At 71.9% G+C, this 20,091-nt stretch carries 22 protein-coding genes, 3 pseudogenes and 1 riboswitch; of the genes and pseudogenes, 13 read left to right on the forward strand and 12 right to left on the reverse strand.

Going from position 1 to position 20,091, the window contains the following annotated elements:
* Nucleotides 1–247: pseudogene (locus AB0903_RS31930) on the reverse strand (hypothetical protein); the annotation flags it as partial.
* Between the two features lie 330 nt (nt 248–577).
* Here AB0903_RS31930 and AB0903_RS31935 point away from each other — a divergent pair.
* Complete coding sequence (locus tag AB0903_RS31935) at nt 578–883, forward strand: hypothetical protein (RefSeq protein WP_366708235.1); 306 nt, start codon at nt 578–580, stop codon at nt 881–883.
* 142 nt (nt 884–1,025) lie between these two features.
* On the forward strand, nt 1,026–1,220 hold the full coding sequence (locus AB0903_RS31940) for a hypothetical protein (RefSeq protein WP_366708258.1): 195 nt from the start codon (nt 1,026–1,028) through the stop codon (nt 1,218–1,220).
* 118 nt (nt 1,221–1,338) lie between these two features.
* On the opposite strand, the pseudogene AB0903_RS31945 reads toward AB0903_RS31940, so the two are convergent.
* A pseudogene (locus tag AB0903_RS31945) lies at nt 1,339–1,416 on the reverse strand (DUF2795 domain-containing protein); the annotation flags it as partial.
* A gap of 522 nt (nt 1,417–1,938) precedes the next feature.
* Here AB0903_RS31945 and AB0903_RS31950 point away from each other — a divergent pair.
* Nucleotides 1,939–2,673 (forward strand): lysophospholipid acyltransferase family protein, encoded by a 735-nt coding sequence (locus AB0903_RS31950; protein WP_366708236.1) that lies wholly within the window; start codon nt 1,939–1,941, stop codon nt 2,671–2,673.
* Nucleotides 2,674–2,818: 145 nt separating this feature from the next.
* Here the strand turns inward: AB0903_RS31950 and AB0903_RS31955 are convergent, their stop codons facing one another.
* From AB0903_RS31955 to AB0903_RS31980, 6 genes are all read right to left on the reverse strand, one after another.
* Nucleotides 2,819–3,568 (reverse strand): urease accessory protein UreD, encoded by a 750-nt coding sequence (locus tag AB0903_RS31955; protein ID WP_366708237.1) that lies wholly within the window; start codon nt 3,566–3,568, stop codon nt 2,819–2,821.
* 7 nt (nt 3,569–3,575) lie between these two features.
* Nucleotides 3,576–4,253, reverse strand: a complete 678-nt coding sequence (ureG, locus tag AB0903_RS31960; RefSeq protein WP_366708238.1) for an urease accessory protein UreG — start codon at nt 4,251–4,253, stop codon at nt 3,576–3,578.
* 45 nt (nt 4,254–4,298) lie between these two features.
* Nucleotides 4,299–4,961, reverse strand: a complete 663-nt coding sequence (locus AB0903_RS31965; protein ID WP_366708239.1) for an urease accessory UreF family protein — start codon at nt 4,959–4,961, stop codon at nt 4,299–4,301.
* A gap of 73 nt (nt 4,962–5,034) precedes the next feature.
* Entirely contained in the window at nt 5,035–6,756 is a 1,722-nt protein-coding gene (locus AB0903_RS31970; protein ID WP_366708240.1) for an urease subunit alpha, read from the reverse strand.
* The gene (locus AB0903_RS31975) at nt 6,749–7,060 is read right to left on the reverse strand and encodes an urease subunit beta (RefSeq protein WP_366708255.1); all 312 of its coding nucleotides are present in this window, start codon (nt 7,058–7,060) and stop codon (nt 6,749–6,751) included. Before AB0903_RS31975 ends, AB0903_RS31970 begins: the two co-directional genes overlap by 8 nt.
* Nucleotides 7,061–7,074: 14 nt before the next feature.
* Complete coding sequence (locus tag AB0903_RS31980) at nt 7,075–7,377, reverse strand: urease subunit gamma (protein ID WP_366708241.1); 303 nt, start codon at nt 7,375–7,377, stop codon at nt 7,075–7,077.
* Between the two features lie 585 nt (nt 7,378–7,962).
* Here AB0903_RS31980 and AB0903_RS31985 point away from each other — a divergent pair.
* Together AB0903_RS31985 and AB0903_RS31990 are read left to right on the forward strand one after the other, a co-directional pair.
* Nucleotides 7,963–8,142 (forward strand): annotated as a pseudogene (locus AB0903_RS31985) (hypothetical protein); the annotation flags it as partial.
* Between the two features lie 316 nt (nt 8,143–8,458).
* Nucleotides 8,459–8,643, forward strand: a riboswitch (cyclic di-AMP (ydaO/yuaA leader).
* Nucleotides 8,644–8,646: 3 nt separating this feature from the next.
* Entirely contained in the window at nt 8,647–9,123 is a 477-nt protein-coding gene (locus AB0903_RS31990; RefSeq protein ID WP_366708242.1) for a C40 family peptidase, read from the forward strand.
* Between the two features lie 331 nt (nt 9,124–9,454).
* Here AB0903_RS31990 and AB0903_RS31995 read toward each other — a convergent pair whose 3' ends face one another.
* Both AB0903_RS31995 and AB0903_RS32000 read right to left on the reverse strand, forming a co-directional pair.
* A complete protein-coding gene (locus AB0903_RS31995; RefSeq protein WP_366708243.1) occupies nt 9,455–9,886 on the reverse strand; it encodes an ATP-binding protein in 432 nt (143 codons plus the stop codon).
* A gap of 397 nt (nt 9,887–10,283) precedes the next feature.
* Nucleotides 10,284–11,429, reverse strand: a complete 1,146-nt coding sequence (locus AB0903_RS32000) for an 8-amino-7-oxononanoate synthase (RefSeq protein WP_366708244.1) — start codon at nt 11,427–11,429, stop codon at nt 10,284–10,286.
* A 145-nt stretch (nt 11,430–11,574) separates the two neighbouring features.
* Here AB0903_RS32000 and bioB point away from each other — a divergent pair, with 145 nt between their 5' ends.
* From bioB to AB0903_RS32025, 5 genes are all read left to right on the forward strand, one after another.
* Nucleotides 11,575–12,783, forward strand: a complete 1,209-nt coding sequence (gene bioB, locus AB0903_RS32005; RefSeq protein ID WP_366708245.1) for a biotin synthase BioB — start codon at nt 11,575–11,577, stop codon at nt 12,781–12,783.
* Entirely contained in the window at nt 12,776–14,065 is a 1,290-nt protein-coding gene (locus tag AB0903_RS32010; RefSeq protein WP_366708246.1) for an adenosylmethionine--8-amino-7-oxononanoate transaminase, read from the forward strand. The genes bioB and AB0903_RS32010 overlap by 8 nt, the downstream gene beginning before the upstream one ends.
* 279 nt (nt 14,066–14,344) lie before the next feature.
* Nucleotides 14,345–15,058 (forward strand): dethiobiotin synthase, encoded by a 714-nt coding sequence (bioD, locus tag AB0903_RS32015; RefSeq protein WP_366708247.1) that lies wholly within the window; start codon nt 14,345–14,347, stop codon nt 15,056–15,058.
* 4 nt (nt 15,059–15,062) lie between these two features.
* Entirely contained in the window at nt 15,063–15,416 is a 354-nt protein-coding gene (locus tag AB0903_RS32020; protein ID WP_366708248.1) for a VOC family protein, read from the forward strand.
* Nucleotides 15,417–15,483: 67 nt separating this feature from the next.
* Nucleotides 15,484–16,164 carry a class I SAM-dependent methyltransferase gene (locus AB0903_RS32025; protein WP_366708256.1) on the forward strand — a complete coding sequence of 227 codons (681 nt, stop codon included), beginning with the start codon at nt 15,484–15,486 and terminating at the stop codon, nt 16,162–16,164.
* Between the two features lie 19 nt (nt 16,165–16,183).
* Here the strand turns inward: AB0903_RS32025 and AB0903_RS32030 are convergent, their stop codons facing one another.
* Together AB0903_RS32030 and AB0903_RS32035 are read right to left on the reverse strand one after the other, a co-directional pair.
* On the reverse strand, nt 16,184–16,555 hold the full coding sequence (locus tag AB0903_RS32030; RefSeq protein WP_366708249.1) for a fic family toxin-antitoxin system, toxin component: 372 nt from the start codon (nt 16,553–16,555) through the stop codon (nt 16,184–16,186).
* Nucleotides 16,552–16,767 (reverse strand): antitoxin, encoded by a 216-nt coding sequence (locus AB0903_RS32035; protein WP_366708250.1) that lies wholly within the window; start codon nt 16,765–16,767, stop codon nt 16,552–16,554. Before AB0903_RS32035 ends, AB0903_RS32030 begins: the two co-directional genes overlap by 4 nt.
* A gap of 265 nt (nt 16,768–17,032) precedes the next feature.
* On the opposite strand from AB0903_RS32035, the gene AB0903_RS32040 reads away from it, so the two are divergent.
* From AB0903_RS32040 to AB0903_RS32050, 3 genes are all read left to right on the forward strand, one after another.
* Nucleotides 17,033–17,467 (forward strand): GNAT family N-acetyltransferase, encoded by a 435-nt coding sequence (locus AB0903_RS32040; RefSeq protein WP_366708257.1) that lies wholly within the window; start codon nt 17,033–17,035, stop codon nt 17,465–17,467.
* Between the two features lie 159 nt (nt 17,468–17,626).
* Nucleotides 17,627–18,973 (forward strand): hemolysin family protein, encoded by a 1,347-nt coding sequence (locus tag AB0903_RS32045; protein WP_366708251.1) that lies wholly within the window; start codon nt 17,627–17,629, stop codon nt 18,971–18,973.
* A complete protein-coding gene (locus AB0903_RS32050) occupies nt 18,970–19,983 on the forward strand; it encodes a hemolysin family protein (RefSeq protein WP_366708252.1) in 1,014 nt (337 codons plus the stop codon). Before AB0903_RS32045 ends, AB0903_RS32050 begins: the two co-directional genes overlap by 4 nt.
* The last annotated feature ends 108 nt before the right edge of the window (nt 19,984–20,091 follow it).

Here is a 20,091-nt window from a genome sequence, read left to right on the forward strand (position 1 = left end):
TGTCGTCCTTGTCCCAGTCCTTGTGGTCCTCCGACACCGAGGCCAGCGCGCCACCACCGGTGTGCATACCACCGTGCGGCTTACCACCCTTGTCGTAGTCCTTGTCGGACTTGCCGTGGTCCTTGCTGCTGTACGAGGAGTCGTCCTTGCCGGAGTCGGCAGCGGCCAGGGCGTAGGCGCCGGGCGCGGTGATGACGAGCGCGGCCGTGGCTGTGGCCGAGGCGAGAAGAATGCGGGCAGAGCGCATTGCGAGATCCTTTCGTCGCGACTACGTCGGCTGACATCCCGTCGGCTCGTGGGTCCGTAGCGGCGACATGCTCCACCGTCAGCCCGCGGCGCCGGGTTCACCACTCGGATTGGTTCTTGCGTGGCCGTCCGTCACTCCATCAGTTCCCGACCGGGTCGCTCCAGTTCATCGCGCCACGCCGATCTGCCAGCGGCTTTGGATCTCCGCACTCTCTGTGGCTCGTTGCGCGCCCAGGGTGACGAAGAGGGTGACAGCTTGGTACGGGCGGGTGAGCCCCGGTGCCGCGGCCGGGCGTGGCGGCGCGCGCTTGCGGCGGCGCACACTGGATCCATGGGCGAGTACCAGGGCGACGTGACGGTGATCGCCGACGGTGCCGAGTATCCGGCAACGGCGGATCTGCGTTCATGGGGCGAGCAGGAGGACTCGCCTCCGCTGCCGGAGGAGGCACCGGGGCTGACCGACTGGAACGGCAAGATCGAGATCCTGGCGGGTGAGGACGGCGCCTGGAACGTCATGGACGCCGAAGCGCACCGGCTGCGGATGCCGGACGGCCGGACGAGCGGCTTCGTGGTGAGCCGTCGCTACTTCGGCACCGGAATCCTGTTGATCACGGGCAGTGGGGAGCCGCCGTTCTGAGATCCAGGGCGTGTTGCCCGCGGAGACAAGCACCGGTTTGAGCAGGATTGCGCAGGGCGCCCGCGTGCACTGGAGGTGATCGCGATACCCGAGCCCGGCAGCAAGAAGTACGACCCGCGGCAGGCCAGGAAGCGCAGGGCTCGTGACGCAGACCATGGAGGCGAGACTGCAGGAACTGGCGGCCGGCGGCAGCCCGTCGCCGGGCCCGCCCGACAGCGTCACGCCCGAACGGGCGGCGGGAGCGAGCGGCGGCTCGAAGATCTCCCCGGCGACGGCGGGCCCGTCCGTGAACCCGCCGTCGCACGGAACACCGCAGAACCCGGCGCAGCCTCGTTGAACGGGTACGCCTGCCGCCCGGCGACGTGGGCGGTGCCGTCCCGGCTGAAACCTTCGACGTCGGAGTCCTCGGCCTTGCGCGAGCGTGACCGTGCCTGGCGACTGCTGTCGCTCCCGAGGTCGTCGTCCGCCACCGGCTCGGGGTCCTTCGCGTCCTCGGTGTGCGTGTGCTGCCCGGACTTCAGGTAGCCCTGCAACTGGTGCTTGAGCTCGTCGTCCTCGCGGGGCTCTTGGGGTTGCTTCCGCGTTGCGTGGCTGTCACCTCCAGGATTCGGGTCGGAACCTCCTGCCGACCGCCGGGTACCCGTCGGCTCGGCGCCGACACGCCCCGTCCTGAGCGCGCACCGGCGCGGTGGATCACCGCTCCCTCCCGCCCTGTGTCCTGCCGGTCCGGGGCCCGGGCGAGCCCCGGAAGCGGAGGGCGGCCAGGTCGTGGGCGCGGGACCCCCTTGGCCCGGCCGGACGGCCGGCGGGGCCCCGCGTGACGCGCTCTGCCGGGCGCAGTCCGTCATACGCGGCGAGCTGACGTGACACCGCGGTGGGCACGAAACCCGCCTTCGTCGTCGTCCGCCCTCCTCAGCCGCCGGGGGCCCGGCTACGATCGATCACCACCCCCACTCCGGCGCGTCCCGCGCGCCGCCCGACGAGACATGACGCGCCCAGATGCCGTGATCCGGCAGAACGCGGCTGAGAGCCGACCCGGCAGAGTTGGAGACCCCGTGTTCTACTACGTGCTCAAGTACGTCCTCCTCGGGCCTCTGTTGAGGCTGCTCTTCCGGCCGCGCATCGAAGGGCTCGAGCACATCCCCGCAGAAGGCGCGGCGATCGTCGCGGGCAACCATCTCTCCTTCTCCGACCACTTCCTGATGCCGGCGATCATCAAGCGGCGCATCACCTTCCTCGCCAAGGCCGAGTACTTCACGGGGCCGGGCCTCAAGGGCAGGCTGACTGCGGCGTTCTTCCACAGCGCCGGGCAGATCCCGGTCGACCGTTCGGGAAAGGACGCCGGTCAGGCGGCCATCCGCGAGGGGCTCGGGGTACTGGGCAAGGGCGAGTTGCTGGGCATCTATCCGGAGGGCACCCGGTCGCACGACGGCCGGCTCTACAAGGGCAAGGTCGGAGTGGCCGTCATGGCTCTCAGGGCGGGTGTGCCCGTGGTGCCGTGCGCGATGGTGGGGACCTTCGAGATCCAGCCGCCCGGGCAGGTGCTCCCGAAGATCAAGCGGGTCACCGTCCGTTTCGGGAAGCCGCTGGACTTCTCGCGCTACGCGGGCCTGGAGAACGAGAAGGCGGCGATCCGCGCGGTCACCGACGAGATCATGTACGCGATCCTGGAACTCTCCGGCCAGGAGTACGTCGACCGCTACGCCGCCGAGGTCAAGGCCGAGCAGCAGGAGCGGGAGCAGGGGCAGCGCGGCGCCAGGACAGCCCGCTTCCCCCGGCGGCGCAGCTGACACGGGGCGGCTGACGGAGGGCGGCGGCTCTCGGGCGTACGAGGGGCTCCGGCGGGTACGAGGAGCCGGCCCCTCGTACCCGCCCTCGACCGTTGCGGCAGTCTCGCGCACCGCTGGGCGTGGGCGGTGCGCGCTCCGCCCACGCTCAGCGGTGCGGGCCGCCGAGCAGGCCCTCCTGAGCCTCGTCGAGCACGCGGCGCAGGGCGAGAGCGTCCTGTGCGAGTGCGGTGACCAGTGCGGCGGGGCCGGCGAGCGGGGTGATCACCGCGGTGAGCCCGAGGAGACGGGGCTCGGGCGGCTTGTCGTCGAACGCCGGGTCGACGACGAGGAGCTGACCGACCGCCCGGTGGCCGGCGAGTACGGCGGGGCCGTCCCAGCCGGCCGGGGCGCCGGGCCCGCAGGCGAGTTCGGTGTCGAGCAGGGGCCGGCCGGCGCGGTGGACGGTGAGGCGGGTGGTGAGCGTGCCGGGCTCCTCCCCGTACCGTCCGAGGATCTGTTCCTCGCGGAGCAGCAATCGCGCGCCGGCGGCAAGACGGACCCGGGTGTGCGTCCGCAGGTCGCTGCCGCGTGCGGCGATCAACTGCTCGGGCAGCCAGCGCAGTTCCGCTTCCTCGCCGACGTCCAGTGCGATGTCGTAACGGGCAGGTCCGGGTCCGTGGCCCGGCAGGGCGATGGTGGCGGCGGCGGAGTCGACGGTCAGGTGCGTACCGTCGCGGACGGTGGCGTCGACGGCGAGCCGGTCGCCGCCGAGGGGCCCGCTCATCGCACCGACCATGGTGACCCGCAGCCCGGTCCCGTGGGAGCGGGTGCGGCGCAGCGCGATCGGCCCGTCGCCGGCCAGGACGGGCAGCCCGGTGCCTTCTGCGACGATCCGGGCCGTTGCCTCGATGCCCATGGGGCGCTCAGCCGGTCCAGGCGGCGAGCTGCGCGCGTACCCATGCGGCGACCGGGGCGACACCGTCGTCGTCGCGCAACGACGTGAAGACGACGGGTAGTTCACCGCGCTGCTCCTTCGCGTCGCGTGCCATCCGGGCGAGGTCGGAGCCGACGTGCGGCGCGAGGTCGGTCTTGTTGACGACGAGGAGGTCGGCGGTGGTGACGCCGGGGCCCCCCTTGCGCGGGATGTCGTCGCCGCCGGCGACGTCGATGACGAAGACCTGGGCGTCCACCAGCCCCTTGGAGAACGTGGCGGTCAGGTTGTCGCCCCCCGATTCGACGAGGATCAGGTCGAGCGGACCGACACTGTCCTCGAGGTCCTCCACGGCTTCCAGGTTGGCGGAGATGTCGTCGCGGATGGCGGTGTGCGGGCAGGCACCGGTCTCGACCGCCTGGATGCGTTCGGGCGGCAGCACCGCGTTGCGCAGCAGGAACTCGGCGTCCTCGCGGGTGTAGATGTCGTTGGTGACGACCGCGATGGAGAGCCGGTCGCGCAGCGCGGCGCACAGGGCGGCGACGGTGGCGGTCTTGCCGGAGCCCACCGGCCCGCCGAGTCCGATCCGCAGGGCCCGCCGCGTGCCGTCGGGGCGTGCGGCGTCGGCGCCGACGGCCTGGGCCGCCTCGTGGTGGTGGTCGAGGTGCATGGTGTGGCTCCTTGGTACGAGTGCGGTGTGGGGGGCCTGGCGCGGTCAGGAGGCGAAGAGGCGCACCGGCCAGGCGGCGTGCTCCTCCGCGGTGATCTCCAGCAGTGGCGCGGAGGCGGCCGGCAGAGCGTCGACGCCGTCCCGCGCGGCGGCCGCGGCCCGCGCCGCCACGTCATCGGTCTCGGGTGCGAGGTGGGCGAGGACGGCGGTGGCCTGGAAGGGGTCCAGACTCAGCAGCCGTACGGCCGCGGTCGCCGGGCCGCTGATCGTCTCGTACGCCACGCAGTGCGCGGCGTCCTCTGCACCGAGGCCGGCGGCGCGAGCGGCTGTGCCGAGCACGACGGGCTGGTGGGTGCCGCGCGGGAACAGGGCGGCGAGCGCGTCGAGCACCGGATGCGGCCAGGTGGCACGGGCAGCGCGCATCATCTGCCGGCCGAGTCTGCGGGCCGCTGCCCGCAGGGCCGGCGAGGGGGTGCGGGCGTCGGCGGCGGCGTCGAGCTCGACCGGGTCGTGGCCGAGGGCGGCGCAGGCGGCGAGGGCCGCGGAGGTGAGCCCGGTGGTGTGCAGGCGGCCCCGGCAGAACGCGGCGAGGTCCGCCGCGTCCTTGATGCGCCCGGCCCGGACGGCGGCCTCCGCGCCGCCGGAGTGCGCGTGGCCTCCGGCGGGGAAACGGCCGTCGGCGAGGACGAGCAGCGCGGTGCGGCTCATGCCGCCCACCCGCCTCTCCCGCAGGGCGGGCCGGGGCGTTCGGGGCGGGCCTCTGCGGTTCCGGTCGTCGTCATCAGAAGAGGAAGTACCGCTGGGCCATGGGGAGTTCCGCGGCGGGCGCCGGCTCGACGGCTTCGCCGTCGATCGTCACGGTGAACGTGTCGGCGTCGACCTCCACCCGGGGCAGTGCGTCGTTCTCCCGCATGTCGGCCTTGGTCACCCGCCGTGTGCCGCGGATCGGTACGAACTCCTTGTCCAGCCGCAGCCGTTCGGGAAGATCGTCCTCGATCGCCGCCTGCGCGACGAAGTTGACCGAGCTGCGGGCCGCCGCCCGGCCCAGCGCGCCGAACATCGGGCGGGGCAGGACCGGTTGCGGCGTGGGGATCGAGGCGTTGGCGTCGCCCATCTGGGCGTACGCGATCTGACCGCCCTTGATGACGAGCTGCGGTTTCACGCCGAAGAACGCCGGTTCCCACAGTACGAGATCGGCGAGTTTGCCGGTCTCCACCGAGCCGATGTCCCCGTCGATGCCCTGGGCGACCGCCGGGTTGATGGTGTATTTGGCGACATAGCGACGCGCCCGGTGGTTGTCGGCGCGCCCGTCGCCCGCCAGAGCGCCCCGGCGCTTCTTCATCACGTGCGCGGTCTGCCAGGTGCGCATGACCACCTCGCCGATCCGGCCCATGGCCTGTGCGTCGGAGGAGATGATCGAGATCGCTCCGAGGTCGTGCAGGACGTCCTCCGCCGCGATGGTCGAGGGCCGGATGCGTGACTCCGCGAAGGCGAGGTCTTCGGGGACGGCCGGGTTGAGGTGGTGACAGACCATCAGCATGTCGAGGTGCTCGTCGATGGTGTTGAGGGTGTGCGGCCGGGTCGGGTTGGTCGAGCTGGGCAGCACGTACGGCTCGGAGACGACGGTGATGATGTCGGGTGCGTGTCCGCCGCCCGCGCCCTCCGTGTGGTAGGCGTGGACCGTACGGCCGGCGATGGCGGCGAGGGTGTCGCCGACGAATCCCGCCTCGTTCAATGTGTCGGTATGGATGGCGAGCTGGGCGCCGGTCTCGTCGCAGACGCCCAGGCAGGCGTCGATGGCCGCGGGAGTCGCACCCCAGTCCTCGTGGATCTTGAACCCGAGGGCTCCGCCGCGCAGTTGGGAGTGCATGGCGTCGCGTGAGGTGGTGTTGCCCTTGCCGAGCAGGCCGATATTGACGGGCCAGGTGTCCAGCGCCTCGAACATCCGGGCGAGGTGCCAGGGGCCCGGTGTGACCGTGGTGGCCTTGGTCCCTTCGGCCGGTCCGGTGCCGCCGCCGACGAGGGTGGTCACCCCGGTGGCGAGCGCCTGCTCGACGAGGGTCGGCGAGACGAAGTGGACGTGCGCGTCTACGGCCCCGGCGGTGAGGATCTTCCCGTTGCCCGCGATGATCTCGGTCTCGGGTCCGATGACCAGGGCCGGGTGGACGCCGTCCATGGTGTCGGGGTTGCCCGCCTTGCCGATGCCGCTGATCCGCCCGTCGCGGAGAGCGATGTCGGCCTTCACCACGCCCCAGTGGTCGAGGATCACGGCCCCGGTGATCACCGTGTCGGGCGCGCCTTCGGCCCGTGTCGTACGGGCCTGGCCCATGGACTCGCGGATCACCTTGCCGCCACCGAACACCGCCTCGTCACCCGCGCGGCCGGGGCCGCCGGAGAGGTCGTCCTCGATCTCGACGAGCAGGTCGGTGTCGGCGAGGCGGATGCGGTCGCCGGTGGTGGGGCCGAACAGGTCGGCGTACACGGCGCGGTGCAGTTCAGCCATCGAGGTGCCCTCCGGTCTCTCCACGCAGCCCGGCCACGATCCGGCGGCCGGCGAGCGGTACGAGTTCCACATCGACGGGGATGCCGGGCTCGAAGCGGACGGCGGTGCCGGCGGCGACGTTCAGCCGCTTGCCGCGCGCGGCGGCGCGATCGAACTCGAGGCCGGGGTTGGCCTCGGCGAAGTGGTAGTGGGAGCCGACCTGAACCGGGCGGTCGGCGGCGTTGACGACGGTGAGGCGGGTGGTCTCGCGGCCCTCGTTGAGCACCACCGGGCCGTCACCGCAGAGGATCTCTCCGGGAATCATGAGCGCCACGCCCCTCAGAGGATCGGGTCGTGGACGGTCACGAGCTTGGTCCCGTCGGGGAATGTGGCCTCCACCTGGACGTCATGGATCATTTCGGCGATGCCCTCCATGACGTCGTCGCGGGTGAGCACCTTGCGTCCGGAGGCCATGAGTTCGCTGACGCTGCGGCCGTCGCGGGCGCCTTCGAGGATGTGCACGGTGATGAGGGCGACGGCTTCCGGATGGTTCAGTCGCACACCGCGCGCCTTGCGCTTCTGCGCCACGTCGGCGGCCACATGGATGAGAAGCCGTTCCTGCTCGTGCGGGGAGAGTTGCACGCGTCCACCTCAATGTCGTCCGGCTCGTGATCGCCGACCGTGATGACCGTAGCGCGCCTCAACGCTCTGTTGACTCGTGCGCGGGTGTTCCACGACCAGGCGTTGAACCTTACGGCGCGGTTTTTTCCGGCACTTTTCCGATGCGTTAACTGATCTTGGTTTCCCCGCACCGGGCTCCCCCACGTCCCGTTCCCGCACATCCGGTTCGCGGATCTCCGGTTCGCGGATCTCCGGTTCGCGGATCTCCGATTCGCGGATCCAGGGTTCGCGGATCCACGGGCCTCTCGTGACCGCTGCCCCCACCGCCACCTGATCGCGGTGATCGTGCCGGGCCCGGTCGCGGTGGAGCCGGCCCCGGGGGCTTCGACCGTCCGGCCACCCGGACCGCGCCGCGCGGCCCGCCCATCCGTGTCGCGGGTCCCACCGCGGCCTCATCCGTGCCGCGGCTCCCACCGCGGTCACCGGTCGGCTCGAGCAGCGATTCGAAGAACACGGCGACGCCTTCGACGTCCAGCGCGACGAGGAGGAGGCCGCCGCCAGGGCCGCGATCAAGGACCGACTCGTATACGGCGCCGTCGTCGCGCGGCTCTGCGCGCCACGCAGGCCCTGGTCGGGCGGGCAACCGCACTCAAGGAAGCCCTGACGCTCAAGCACATAGGGGGTGAGAACGAGGCGTACACGCACACGCTCACCGAAGCGCTGCGCGTGCTCGACGGCGAACGCAGGGCGAAACGGGTGACCATGCCGCCGGTTTCGACGAGTTGACGATCACTCCGCTGCTGTCAACCGCCGACGGGGTAACGGTGTTCGTCCCTCGTTCGGTGGAGCTTCGCCGAAGTCGTCGCGTGTCACAGGACTTGCGCGGCGTGACCACCGATCTGGCGCAATCGACTGCTTCTTCGCTGGTACGGCCATGCCTCCGGGTCATGGGACACGGGGCTCGACGGGCCTGTCCACCCGAAAGGGCCAGTCGTGATCAGGTTCACAAAAGCCGTTTCGGCTCGGAAATCGGACATGAGTGGGTAACGATCCGTGGGACGACAAGCCCCCGTCACCTCGACGGGGCGGTCCGGGCGGACGCTGAGTCCTGCCGCCGCACCGGACGTCTGGTCGACGGAAGTGCATCGGCAGGAGTGGAGGACCCGAGCAGTACGGCGTGACCGGCGACCCCGGGCACGCCTTGGGGTGAAGCCGCTGCGGCGGCCGGGCGTCTTCGCCGGTCCGAACCCGACAGGTCATCCTTCACAGGCGGCTGACGAAGGGTTGCGCATGACTGCGCAGATTGATCTCCCGCTCCTCTTCTCCCGTGCGGGTGCCGTATCGGCACTGACGATCGCCGCCGTGGGGGGCACACTCCTCACCCCGGGCGGCATCGCCCCGGCCCACGCGATCAGCAGCCACGCGAGCAAAGCGCTCAAGGTGGCGGCGTCGAAGCAGGGATCGCCGTACAGCTACGGCGCCACGGGTCCGAACAGCTTCGACTGCTCCGGGCTGACGTTCTACTCGTACAAGAAGGCCGGGAAAATACTGCCCCGGACGGCACAGCAGCAGTACAACCGGACCCGTCGTGTCTCCACATCCGACCGCCGACGCGGTGACCTGGTGTTCTTCCATTCCGGCGGTGCCGTGTACCACGTGGGCATCTACGCCGGCAACGGGAGGATCTGGCACTCCCCGAAGACGGGCGACGTGGTCCGGCTGGCCAAGATCTGGACGCGGAGCGTCAAGTACGGCCGGGTGCGCTGACGCCCCGGCAGTTCCCTTGCGGTGGCGCGCCGTCGGTATGCCGTCGGCTGGACGAGCAGCGTGGCGCCGAGCACGGTCGGCGCACCACCGGACACGGCCTGGGCGGCCACGGGCCGAGCCGGTCGACCGGCAGCGCCACTGTCGGGAACCGGATCAGCGCCCGACAACACGTCGACGCCCGTCGGCAGCGGAGTGCGCGGCAGCACCGCGGCGCTGATACGCGGCGCGCTCGAAGGGCGGGGTGCCCGTCCCGGGCCGGCCCCGTGGTGACGGCGTCGCCTGCCGTCGACGGGGCGGTCGCCTGCCGTCACACGTCCTGGCCGCGGTGCGGTCAGCTCTGCACGGGGACGGACCAGGGCAGCGCGATCCAGACCGTCTTGCCGCCCTCCGCGGTGGGCGTGACGGACATCCGTCCGCCGTACTCGGCGGTGAGGGTGCGGATGATGACCATGCCGCGGCCGTTGTCCTGGCGGACGGCGGCGGGCAGCCGCTGCGGCCACCGCGGATGGCTGTCGGTGACTCCGATGCACAACTCCTCGTCGCGTTCCAGCCACACGTCCACGGTGAACGTCGGCGACTGGCCGAAGGTGTGCTGAACGGCGTTGGTGGCGAGCTCGGACACGATCAGCCGGACGGTGTCGACGGCTTCGGCGTCGGGCTCGAGCCCCCACGCGCACACGGCGTCCGTGACATGTCTCCGCGCGGCGGAGACCGACGCCGGCTCGCTGGGCAGAGTGAGGGATGTTTCCTGATGATCTGCCATGGCGGCGCTGTCCCTTTCCCACCGCGGCCGGGCTCCGACTCGTAGCGGATGAAACGCAGGAACGGCCACGGATTACGGTTTCGCGTCAGACTGCCACTTATCGTGCTTGAGAAGCAGGGATCCTCCAAGATCCGTACATATCTGTCGCTCGAAGCGGTGAACTCTGCTACGGCAGAACGTATTTGAGGTCCGGGCAGAGGGCTCCGGCAGGGCAAGGGTCCCGAGCCTGGCAGGGCAGGGGCAGGGCAGGGCGGCGCAAGAGCGACGGTCCGGGCAGGGGCGAGGATCCGGGCGGGGCCGAGAGTCCGAGCCGGGCAGGGCCGAGAGTCCCGGCGGGTCCGGGAACGTACCGGCGGGGCCGGAACCGGTACCGGCAGCGGTTCTGGCGGCGTCGGGGTCAGCGGCCGGGGGCGGTCCCGATGATCGTGGAGAGCGCCGCGTCGATCTGCCTCTCGGCGAGATCGGCCCGGGCGGTGAGGCGGATCCGGGAGATCCCGTCGGGCACGGACGGCGGACGGAAGCACCCGACCACGAGCCCGGCCGCCCGGCAGTCCGCCGCCCAGCTCAGCGCCGCCTCAGGTGACGGCGCCTGAACGGAGACCACCGCGGCGTCCGGCGGGGCCGCCGTGAGCCCGGCGTCGGTCAGCCGGCGGTGCAGTGTCGCCGCCACCTCGCGCGCCCGGTCCGCGAGCCGGGGTTCACGCCGCAGCACCCGCAGGCTCGCGAGCGCGGCACCGGCCGCGGCGGGCGCCAGACCGGTGTCGAAGATGAACGTCCGCGCGGTGTTGACGAGGTGGTCGATGACGCGGGCGGGGCCGAGGACCGCCCCGCCCTGACTGCCCAGGGACTTGGACAGCGTCAGCGTGGCGACGGTGCCCGCCGCACCGGCCAGCCCGGCGGCGTCGAGGGCGCCGCGGCCGCCGGCACCGAGGACACCGAGCCCGTGCGCGTCGTCGACGACGAGCGCCGCGCCGTGCTCACGGCAGGCGTCGGCGAGACCCGGCAGCGGCGCGGCGTCGCCGTCGACGGAGAAGACCGAGTCGGTGACGGCGAGGGACCGACGGCCGGGGTGCGCGTCGAACGCCTTGCGTACGGCCTCCACGTCGGCGTGCGGAACGACGGCCGTCTCCGCCCGGGACAGCCGGCAGCCGTCGACGATGGAGGCGTGGTTGCCCGCGTCGGAGACGACGAGCGCGTCACGGCCGCTGAGCGCGGTGACCGCGGCGAGATTGGCCGCGTACCCGGAGGAAAGCACGAGGGCCGCCTCGAAACCGCAGAAGTCGGCGAGCTCGCCCTCCAGTTCGGCATGGAGCTCGGTGCTGCCGGTGACGAGACGGGAACCGGTGGCCCCCGCGCCCCACCGGCGGGCGGCCCGCACGGCGCCTTCGGTGACCTCCGGGTGCCGGGTGAGCCCCAGATAGTCGTTGCTCGCGAGATCCAGCAGGTCGCTGTCGGCGGCACGCGGCCGCAGCCTGCGGACCAGACCCGCGTGCTCGCGGCGGCGGGACTCGTCGTCGATCCAGTCGAAAGGATCCTGCGGCATGGTGGTCCGATCCTTTTGTAGGCAGCGGACAGACCCTAGCCCGCCTGGAGCAGGTGCCGGGTGTGGCCATGCACACACCTCCAAACAGCGCTGTTGTGGACTTCCTCCTTGGCCCGGGCCTGTGCCGTGCGCGAGGATCTGCGCCATGGACCTGCTGAACACGCTGGTGGAGAAGGGGCTGCGGCGCGAGCTGCCGACCCGTGAAGAAGCGCTCGCCGTACTGGCGACCTCCGACGACGATCTGCTCGAAGTGGTGACCGCGGCCGGCAAGGTGCGCCGGCAGTGGTTCGGACGGCGGGTGAAGCTGAACTATCTCGTCAATCTGAAGTCGGGCCTGTGCCCGGAGGACTGCTCGTACTGCTCCCAGCGACTGGGGTCGAAGGCGGAGATCCTCAAGTACACCTGGCTGAAGCCCGAGGAGGCGTCACAGGCCGCCGCGGCCGGTGTGGCGGGCGGTGCGAAGCGGGTCTGCCTGGTGGCGAGCGGGCGCGGGCCGACGGACCGTGACGTGGACCGGGTCTCGAAGACGATCGAGACGATCAAGGAGCAGAACGAGGGCGTCGAGGTGTGCGCCTGTCTCGGACTGCTCTCGGACGGTCAGGCCGAGCGGCTGCGCGACGCGGGCGCCGACGCGTACAACCACAACCTGAACACGTCCGAGGGGACGTACGGGGACATCACGACCACCCACACCTACGCGGACCGAGTGGACACCGTCACCAAGGCGCACGCAGCGGGCCTCTCCGCCTGCTCCGGGCTCATCGCCGGCATGGGCGAGAGCGACGAGGACCTGGTCGACGTCGTCTTCGCGCTGCGGGAGCTCGACCCGGACTCGGTGCCGGTGAACTTCCTGATCCCCTTCGAGGGCACACCGCTCGCCAAGGAATGGCACCTCACGCCCCAGCGGTGTCTGCGCATCCTCGCGATGACCCGGTTCGTCTGCCCCGACGTGGAGGTGCGGCTCGCGGGCGGGCGCGAGGTGCATCTGCGTTCGATGCAGCCGCTCGCGCTGCACCTCGTCAACTCGATCTTCCTGGGCGACTACCTCACCAGCGAGGGACAGGCCGGCCAGGCCGACCTGGACATGATCGCGGACGCCGGTTTCGAGGTGGAGGGCACGGACACGACGACCCTGCCCGGCCACCGCGCGACGGGCGGCGCCTGCGGGTCCGTGTGCGGTGACGGGGACGGCGGCGGCGAAAGCGGCTGCGCCAACGGCGCACCGACCGAGTCGGCAGCCGGATCGGCGGCGGACGTGGCGGCGAAGCCGGCCGCCGAGCCGACGGCGGCCCGTACGGACCTGGTGGCGGTGCGCCGCCGAGGCGCCGGGACGGACCTCGCCCCCAATGCCTGACCTCACCCCCGGCGAGCTGCGTGCCCTGGACCGGGCCCACGTCTGGCACCCGTACGGCCCGATGCCGGGCCGTACGGACCCGCTGGTCGTGGAGTCCGCCTCGGGTGTCCGGCTGCGGCTCGGCGAGGAGGTGCACGGGCAGCGCGAGTTGGTCGACGGCATGTCGTCCTGGTGGTCGGCCGTACACGGCTACAACCACCCGGTGCTCAACGAGGCGGCGACCGCGCAACTGGGGCGGATGAGCCATGTGATGTTCGGCGGGCTCACCCACGAGCCGGCCGTGCGGCTGGCCACCCGCCTGGTCGAGATCACCCCGGAACCGCTGCGGCACGTCTTCCTCTGCGACTCGGGTTCGGTGTCCGTCGAGGTCGCGGTCAAGATGTGCCTCCAGTACTGGCGCTCGGCGGGCCGCCCCGCCAAGCAGCGTCTGCTGACCTGGCGCGGCGGCTACCACGGTGACACCTGGCAGCCGATGTCGGTGTGCGACCCGGAGGGCGGCATGCACGAGCTGTGGCAGGGCGTACTGCCCCGCCAGCTCTTCGCGGACGCGCCGCCCGCCGCCTACGAGGAGTCGTACGCGCAGCATCTGCGCGACCTGGTCGCCCGGCACGCGGACGAACTGGCGGCGGTCATCGTGGAGCCCGTCGTCCAGGGCGCGGGCGGTATGCGCTTCCACTCCCCCGAGTACCTGCGGGTGCTCCGGGAGGCGTGCGACGAGTACGGCGTACTGCTCGTCCTCGACGAGATCGCGACCGGGTTCGGCCGCACCGGCACCCTGTTCGCAGCCGGACACGCGGGCATCGCACCCGATGTGATGTGCCTGGGCAAGGCGCTGACCGGCGGCTATCTGACGATGGCGGCGACGCTGTGCACGTCTCGGGTGGCGGAGGGGATCTCGCGGGGCGAGGTCCCGGTGCTGGCACACGGCCCGACGTTCATGGGCAACCCGCTGGCTGCGGCCGTCGCCTGCGCCTCGATCGACCTGCTGCTCGGCCAGGACTGGCAGCAGGAGGTCGAACGCCTCGAGACGGGCCTGCGGGACGGCCTCTCCGAAGCCGCCGGACTGCCCGGTGTACGGGACGTCCGGGTCCTCGGCGCCATCGGCGTCGTCCAGCTCGACCACGAGATCGACATGGCCGCGGCCACGGAGGCGGCGGTCCGGGAGGGCGTCTGGCTCCGCCCGTTCCGGGACCTCGTCTACACGATGCCGCCGTACGTCACGGGCGACGCGGATCTCGCCCGCATCTGCCGCGGGGTCCGCGCGGCGGCAGCGGCGGGGTGACGCGAGGGCGGCCGGGGCTCGGGGGCGCCGAGGCTCGGGAGCACCGGGGCGCGGGGCGGGCGAGGGGGCAGGGTCCAGCACCGCCGGCGATGGCGGTGCGGGCTCGGGGCGGAGCCCCGACGGGACCGGCAAACTCCCCGCCCGCCGGCGAGCAGAGCAGAGCAGGGCCGGGGGTGGGGCCGGGCCGGGGTCGGGTCGGGTCGGGTCGGGTCGGGTCGGGTCGGGTCGGGTCGGGTCGGAAAGAAGCGCAGTCGGAACAATGGAAGGGCGCAGAAGCGCATGACAGTGATCGTCGTCACCGGAACCGGGACGGAAATCGGCAAGACCGTCGTCACCGCGGCCGTCGCCGCGGCGGCCCTCGCGCAGGGGCGGTCCGTCGCCGTCGTGAAGCCCGCGCAGACCGGGGTCGCGCCGGGTGAGGACGGGGACGTCGACGTCGTGCGGCGGCTCGCCGGGAACGTCACACGGACGGAACTCGCCCGCTTCCCGGAACCGCTGGCCCCCGCCACCGCCGCCCGCCGGGCCGGACTGGCCCCCGTACGCCCCCACGAGGTCGCCGAGGCCGCCGCGAAGCTGGCCACCGAGCACGACCTGGTGCTGGTCGAGGGAGCGGGCGGTCTGCTCGTACGGTTCGACGACGACGGCGCCACGCTCGCCGACGTCGCAGTGGAACTGGCCGCCCCCGTGCTCGTCGTGGCCCCCGCCGGACTCGGCACGCTGAACATGACCGCCCTGACCGCGGAGGCCCTGCGCGCCAGGGGCCTGGAGCAGCTGGGGGTCGTGGTGGGGAGCTGGCCGGGCAGGCCCGATCTCGCCGCCCGCTGCAACCTCGCCGACCTGCCGCAAGCGGCGGGCGCCCCGCTGGTGGGCGTCGTCCCCGAGGGCGCGGGCGCGTTCTCTCCGGTCGAGTTCAGGCGCGACGCCCCCGCCTGGCTGGCGCCATGCCTCGGCGGCAGGTGGGACGTGGGGGCGTTCACCGCCGCCATAGGCTGAGTGCATGCGCGCCAAGATCGACGAGATCGTCTTCGACTGCCACGCCCCGGCCCGGCTGGTGCGGTTCTGGGCCGCGCTCCTCGGCGGCGATCCGGTGGACCGGTCCGACGACTGGTCGTACATCGATCCGCCGGGGTTCGCACGCGTCGCGTTCCAGCGCGTACCGGAGGGCAAGTCGGTCAAGAACCGGCTGCATCTCGACCTGAACGCGGGTGACGTCGACGCCGCGGCGGACGAGGCGGTCCGGCTCGGCGGGGAGCGCCTCGGAGCGGTCGCCACCGACGATTTCGGCCGGTTCCAGGTCCTGCGCGACCCGGAGGGCAACGAATTCTGCTTCGTGGAACCCTTCGACGCCTGATCCGCACCGGCCGGGGGAAAAAGACGGTGACCGGCCAGTCCGTCCCTGGGAGGCCCCCATGGTCCCGATGATTCCACGCGGCAGGAAGATCCCGAAGGACGCCGTCCACCACCCGCTCTTCGCCCGTTTCTACGCGAAGGTGAGTGTCAGTGCGGACCTCAAGGGCGGCATCGCCGCCTACCGGGCCGAGCTGCTGGAGGGGCTTTCCGGCCGGGTGATCGAGATCGGCGCGGGCAACGGTCTCAATTTCGCGCACTACCCGGCCGCCGTCTCCGAAGTCGTCGCTCTCGAACCGGAGCGCTCGCTGCGGGAGTCGGCCGTGCAGGCCGCGCTGCGCGCCGAGGTCCCGGTGGACGTGGTGCCCGGCGTCGCGGAGGCCCTGCCGGTCAAGAGCGAGGGCTTCGACGCGGCGGTCGCCTCGCTGGTGCTGTGCACCGTACGGGATCTGCCGCGGGCGCTGTCCGAGATCAAGAGGGTCCTGCGGCCGGGCGGGGAACTGCGCTTCTTCGAGCACGGGCTCGCGGGCGGCCGCGGCCTCGCGACGGCACAGCGGGCCCTGGACCGGACCGTGTGGCCGCTGCTTTTCGGCGGCTGCCACACGGCACGCGACACGGTCGCCGCCATCGAGGAGGCCGGGTTCGAACTCGGCGAATACCGGCGGTTCCGGTTGCCGGACCACGGGCCGCAGCTGCCCACCTCGCCGTGTGTCCTGGGCGTCGCGCGCCGTCCGCAGGAACCGGACCGGTAGACCGGGCCGCCGGGCCGCGTCACTCGCTCCAGTTCCGCAGCTCCTCGGCGATGCGGCTCACGTCGGCGTCGCCGTCCTTGACCAGCCGGGCCAGGTCCCGTACCTGCTCGGGCGAGGTGACGACCTTCAGTCCGCAGGCGACGAGATAGCCGTACGCGACGGCCGAGGCGAACATGGCATTGGAGCGCTCCAGCGCCGGCACGTGCAGCAGCAACTGCAGCAGGGCGGCGGCCCGGGTGGCCGGGTCTCCGTAGACGGGCACGCCGAATATCTCCGCCTCGTGACGGCTGACGGCGGCGACGAGGGCGCCCCAGTCCGTGACCTGAGGGTCGCCGGGTGTCTTGTGCTCGGCCACCATGAGCAGCCAGGCGAGGTCGATCCGCAGGGTCAACGCTTGTCGCCGAACTCCTCGGCGAAGACCGACTCGTACTGCTTCATGAAATCGGCCGCCGCGTCGACGAAGGTGCGTCCCGCTTCGCCGGCGTCCTGCTTGACGAGTTCCTCGATGTACCGGTTCATGCTCAGGCCGCGTTGCAGCGCCCGCTGCCGGGCGGCCTGAGCGGTGGACTCGTCCACGCGTACGTTCAGCTGTGTCTTGGCCACACCATCAAGCTAGCGCGATGCTGCTAGCACTCGCAAGAGGTGCATTCCCCTCTCTCCGGCTCTCTCCCACCTTCCGTCCCGCACCGCGGAAGCCGGTGGCGGGCGCGGCGGGCGACGTGCTTGGCTCGCGACCATGGACGACTCGCTGACCGACCCGCCGACCCGCACCGTGACCGACCCGGCGACCGGCCTGCTGACGGACCCGCCGCACCACCCGCCGACCGACCCGCCGCACCACCCGTCGACCGACCCTGCGACCGGCACCGTGACCGAAACCGCGACCGGCCTGCGCATACGCAATGCCGCTCCCGAGGAGGCTGAGGCCGTTCTGGCCTTCTGGGAGGAGGCCGCGGAGGGCACCAGCATCACCGACGACGTGGACGGCGTCACGCGCCTCATCACCCGTGATCCCGAGGCGCTCATCCTGGCCGAACGGGACGGTGTCCTCATGGGCTCGGTGATCGCCGGCTACGACGGGTGGCGCTGCTCCCTGTACCGGCTGGCGGTCCTGCCCTCCCACCGCCGGCGCGGGATCTCCTCGGCGCTGCTGGCGGCGGCCGAGGAACGGTTCGCCGCGGTGGGCGGCCGACGCGGGGACGCCATGGTGCTCGAGGCCAACGAACGGGCGCAGCGGGCGTGGGCGTCCGCCGGATACCTGCGCGAAGACCACTGGCGCCGCTGGGTCAAGCCCTTCGCGTGAGCGCCGAGGCGCAGGGGCTCCTTTGCGTTTCATTTAGCATGGGTGAACTGTCCGCCTCCCGTACGAAAGGTGTGAGCGTCCGTCCATGGGCGAGCCTCCCAGTAGCCGACATCGCGCAACCCTCCTCCCGCTGTCCGATCACGGGACGGAGGTGAACCGATGACCGAGGTGCTTCTGCTCGCCGTGGCGGTACTGCTCTCCCTCATCTGCGGGGGTTTCGTCGCCGCGGAGTTCTCCCTCACGACGGTCGAGCGCAGCGATCTCGAACGGGCCGTGGAGCGCGGCGAGCGGGGCGCGGCCGGCGCGCTCAAAGCCGTACGCAGCCTCACGTTCCAGCTCTCCGGCGCACAGCTCGGCATCACCGTCACCAACCTGGTCGTCGGTATGCTCGCCGAGCCCTCGATCGCCTCACTCATCCGCGGGCCGGTGGAGGACATCGGGCTCTCCTCCTCCGTCGCCTCGTCCGCGGCGCTGGTCATCGGAACCGCGCTGTCGACCGTCGTACTGATGGTCGTCGGCGAGCTGGTCCCGAAGAACTGGGCCATCTCCTCACCGCTGGCCGTCGCCAAGGTGGTCGCCACGCCGCAGCGGATCTTCACCGCAGCGTTCCGGCCGCTGATCACCCACCTCAACAACACCGCGAACCGCATGGTGACGCGGCTCGGCATGCAACCCACGGAGGAGCTGGCCTCCGCGCGCAGCCCCAAGGAGCTCATCGCGCTGGCCCGCCACTCGGCGAAGGAGGGCGCGCTCGAAGCGGACACCGCAGAGCTCTTCGTCCGCACCCTCGGTCTCGGTGAGCTCACCGCGGAGAACGTGATGACCCCGCGCGTACAGGTGACGGCGCTCGAGGTGCAGGCGACGGCCGAGGACGTCGCCAACGCGACCCGGGCGACCGGCCTGAGCCGCTTCCCGGTCTACCGGGGAAACCTCGACACCGTCGTCGGCATCGCCCACATCAAGGACGTGCTGGCCGTGCCCGCGGAGCGCCGGCCCCGGATGCGAGTCTCCGAGCTGTTGCGCGAACCGGTGCTGGTACCCGAGTCGCTGACCGTGGACCGGCTGCTCGACCGGCTGCAGGGCAGGTCCACCATGGCCGTCGTCATCGACGAGTACGGCGGCACGGCCGGGGTGGTGACGATGGAGGACATCGTGGAGGAGGTCGTCGGAGAGGTACGGGACGAGCACGATCCGCACGAGACACCCGACCTGGCGCCGGCCGGCGAGGACGCCGACGGGCGGTCCCTGTGGTCGGCCGACGGTGCCGCGCGCACCGACCAGCTGGCCGCGATCGGCCTGCGGGTGCCGGACGGCCCGTACGAGACACTCGCCGGACTCGTCGCCACCGAGCTGGGGCGTATCCCCGCCGAGGGAGACACCATCGACATGGCCGGCTGGCAGCTCGACGTCATCGACGCCTCAGGGCGGCGCGCGGCACGGGTCCTGATGCACGCGCCGCTCGCGGCGGCCGAACCGTCCGACGACGCCGAGGGGGCGCGACGATGATCGCGATCCAGCTCTTCGTCGGTCTGCTGACCCTGGTCCTCAACGCTTTCTTCGTCGGTGCGGAGTTCGCGCTCATCTCGGTACGGCGCAGCCAGGTCGAGCCGGAGGCGCAGGCGGGCAACCGCCGAGCCCGCAGCGTGCTGTGGGGTCTGCAGCACGTCTCGGCGCTGATGGCCGCCGCACAGCTCGGCATCACGCTGTGCACGCTGGTGCTCGGCATCGTCGCCGAACCGGCCATCGCTCATCTGCTGGAGCCGGCCTTCGACGCGGTGGGCGTGCCGCGCGGGGTGGTCCACCCGATCTCGTTCCTCATCGCCCTGTCACTCGCGACGTATCTGCACATGCTGCTCGGCGAGATGGTGCCGAAGAACATCGCCCTCGCGGAGCCCCTGCGCAGCGCGCTGTGGCTCGGGCCGCCGCTGGTGGCGATCGCGCGGGCGCTGCGGCCGGTGATCTTCACGATCAACGCGTTCGCCAACGGTCTGCTGAAGCTGCTGCGGGTCGAGACGAAGGACGAGGTGACCGCGACCTTCTCCGACGACGAGCTGGCGAACCTGGTCCGGGACGCCGGCGAGGCCGGGCTCCTCGACGACCGCTCCGCGGAACGGCTCCGGGACGCCCTCGAACTCGGCCGCAGACCCGTGCGCGACGTGATCATGCCCATCGAGCGTGTGGTGTACGCGCAGGCAGGAACGACGCCGGAACAACTCGAAGGGCTCTCCGCGGCGTCGGGCTTCTCCCGCTTCCCGGTGGTGGACGCGGGGCGCCGCATCCTCGGCTACCTCCATGTGAAGGACGCGCTGGACGCGGCGCCGCGGGACGTCGCGTTCCCGGTGTCGGCGATGCGGCCGATCGCGCGGGTGCGGGCGACGACCCCGCTGGACGACGTCTTGACAGCGATGCGGCGCAGCCGCACGCACTTGGCGGCCGTCCTCGATGAGGACGGACGGCCGGAGGGGCTGGTGACGATGGAGGACATCCTGCGGGAGCTGGTGGGACGACCGGGCTGACGGGTGGGCGCCTCCCGGAACGCGGGCGGCGCGCGGAACGCGGGCGGCCCGCGGTACACGCGGTATGCGGCGCGCGGTACACGCGGTATGCGCGCGCGGAACGCGGGC

Origin of the sequence: Streptomyces sp. NPDC048389 (assembly GCF_040706335.1) — a bacterium.
Lineage (GTDB): Bacteria > Actinomycetota > Actinomycetes > Streptomycetales > Streptomycetaceae > Streptomyces.

Excerpts from the sequence above, each read along its gene's own strand:
- AB0903_RS31935 (WP_366708235.1), top strand. The coding sequence starts at position 578 with ATGGGCGAGTACCAGGGCGACGTGACGGTGATCGCCGACGGTGCCGAG.
- AB0903_RS31955 (WP_366708237.1), bottom strand. The coding sequence starts at position 3,568 with ATGGGCATCGAGGCAACGGCCCGGATCGTCGCAGAAGGCACCGGGCTG.
- ureG (WP_366708238.1), bottom strand. The coding sequence starts at position 4,253 with ATGCACCTCGACCACCACCACGAGGCGGCCCAGGCCGTCGGCGCCGAC.
- AB0903_RS31965 (WP_366708239.1), bottom strand. The coding sequence starts at position 4,961 with ATGAGCCGCACCGCGCTGCTCGTCCTCGCCGACGGCCGTTTCCCCGCC.
- AB0903_RS31970 (WP_366708240.1), bottom strand. The coding sequence starts at position 6,756 with ATGGCTGAACTGCACCGCGCCGTGTACGCCGACCTGTTCGGCCCCACC.
- AB0903_RS31975 (WP_366708255.1), bottom strand. The coding sequence starts at position 7,060 with ATGATTCCCGGAGAGATCCTCTGCGGTGACGGCCCGGTGGTGCTCAAC.
- AB0903_RS31990 (WP_366708242.1), top strand. The coding sequence starts at position 8,647 with ATGACTGCGCAGATTGATCTCCCGCTCCTCTTCTCCCGTGCGGGTGCC.
- AB0903_RS31995 (WP_366708243.1), bottom strand. The coding sequence starts at position 9,886 with ATGGCAGATCATCAGGAAACATCCCTCACTCTGCCCAGCGAGCCGGCG.
- AB0903_RS32000 (WP_366708244.1), bottom strand. The coding sequence starts at position 11,429 with ATGCCGCAGGATCCTTTCGACTGGATCGACGACGAGTCCCGCCGCCGC.
- bioB (WP_366708245.1), top strand. The coding sequence starts at position 11,575 with ATGGACCTGCTGAACACGCTGGTGGAGAAGGGGCTGCGGCGCGAGCTG.
- AB0903_RS32010 (WP_366708246.1), top strand. The coding sequence starts at position 12,776 with ATGCCTGACCTCACCCCCGGCGAGCTGCGTGCCCTGGACCGGGCCCAC.
- bioD (WP_366708247.1), top strand. The coding sequence starts at position 14,345 with ATGACAGTGATCGTCGTCACCGGAACCGGGACGGAAATCGGCAAGACC.
- AB0903_RS32020 (WP_366708248.1), top strand. The coding sequence starts at position 15,063 with ATGCGCGCCAAGATCGACGAGATCGTCTTCGACTGCCACGCCCCGGCC.
- AB0903_RS32025 (WP_366708256.1), top strand. The coding sequence starts at position 15,484 with ATGATTCCACGCGGCAGGAAGATCCCGAAGGACGCCGTCCACCACCCG.
- AB0903_RS32045 (WP_366708251.1), top strand. The coding sequence starts at position 17,627 with ATGACCGAGGTGCTTCTGCTCGCCGTGGCGGTACTGCTCTCCCTCATC.
- AB0903_RS32050 (WP_366708252.1), top strand. The coding sequence starts at position 18,970 with ATGATCGCGATCCAGCTCTTCGTCGGTCTGCTGACCCTGGTCCTCAAC.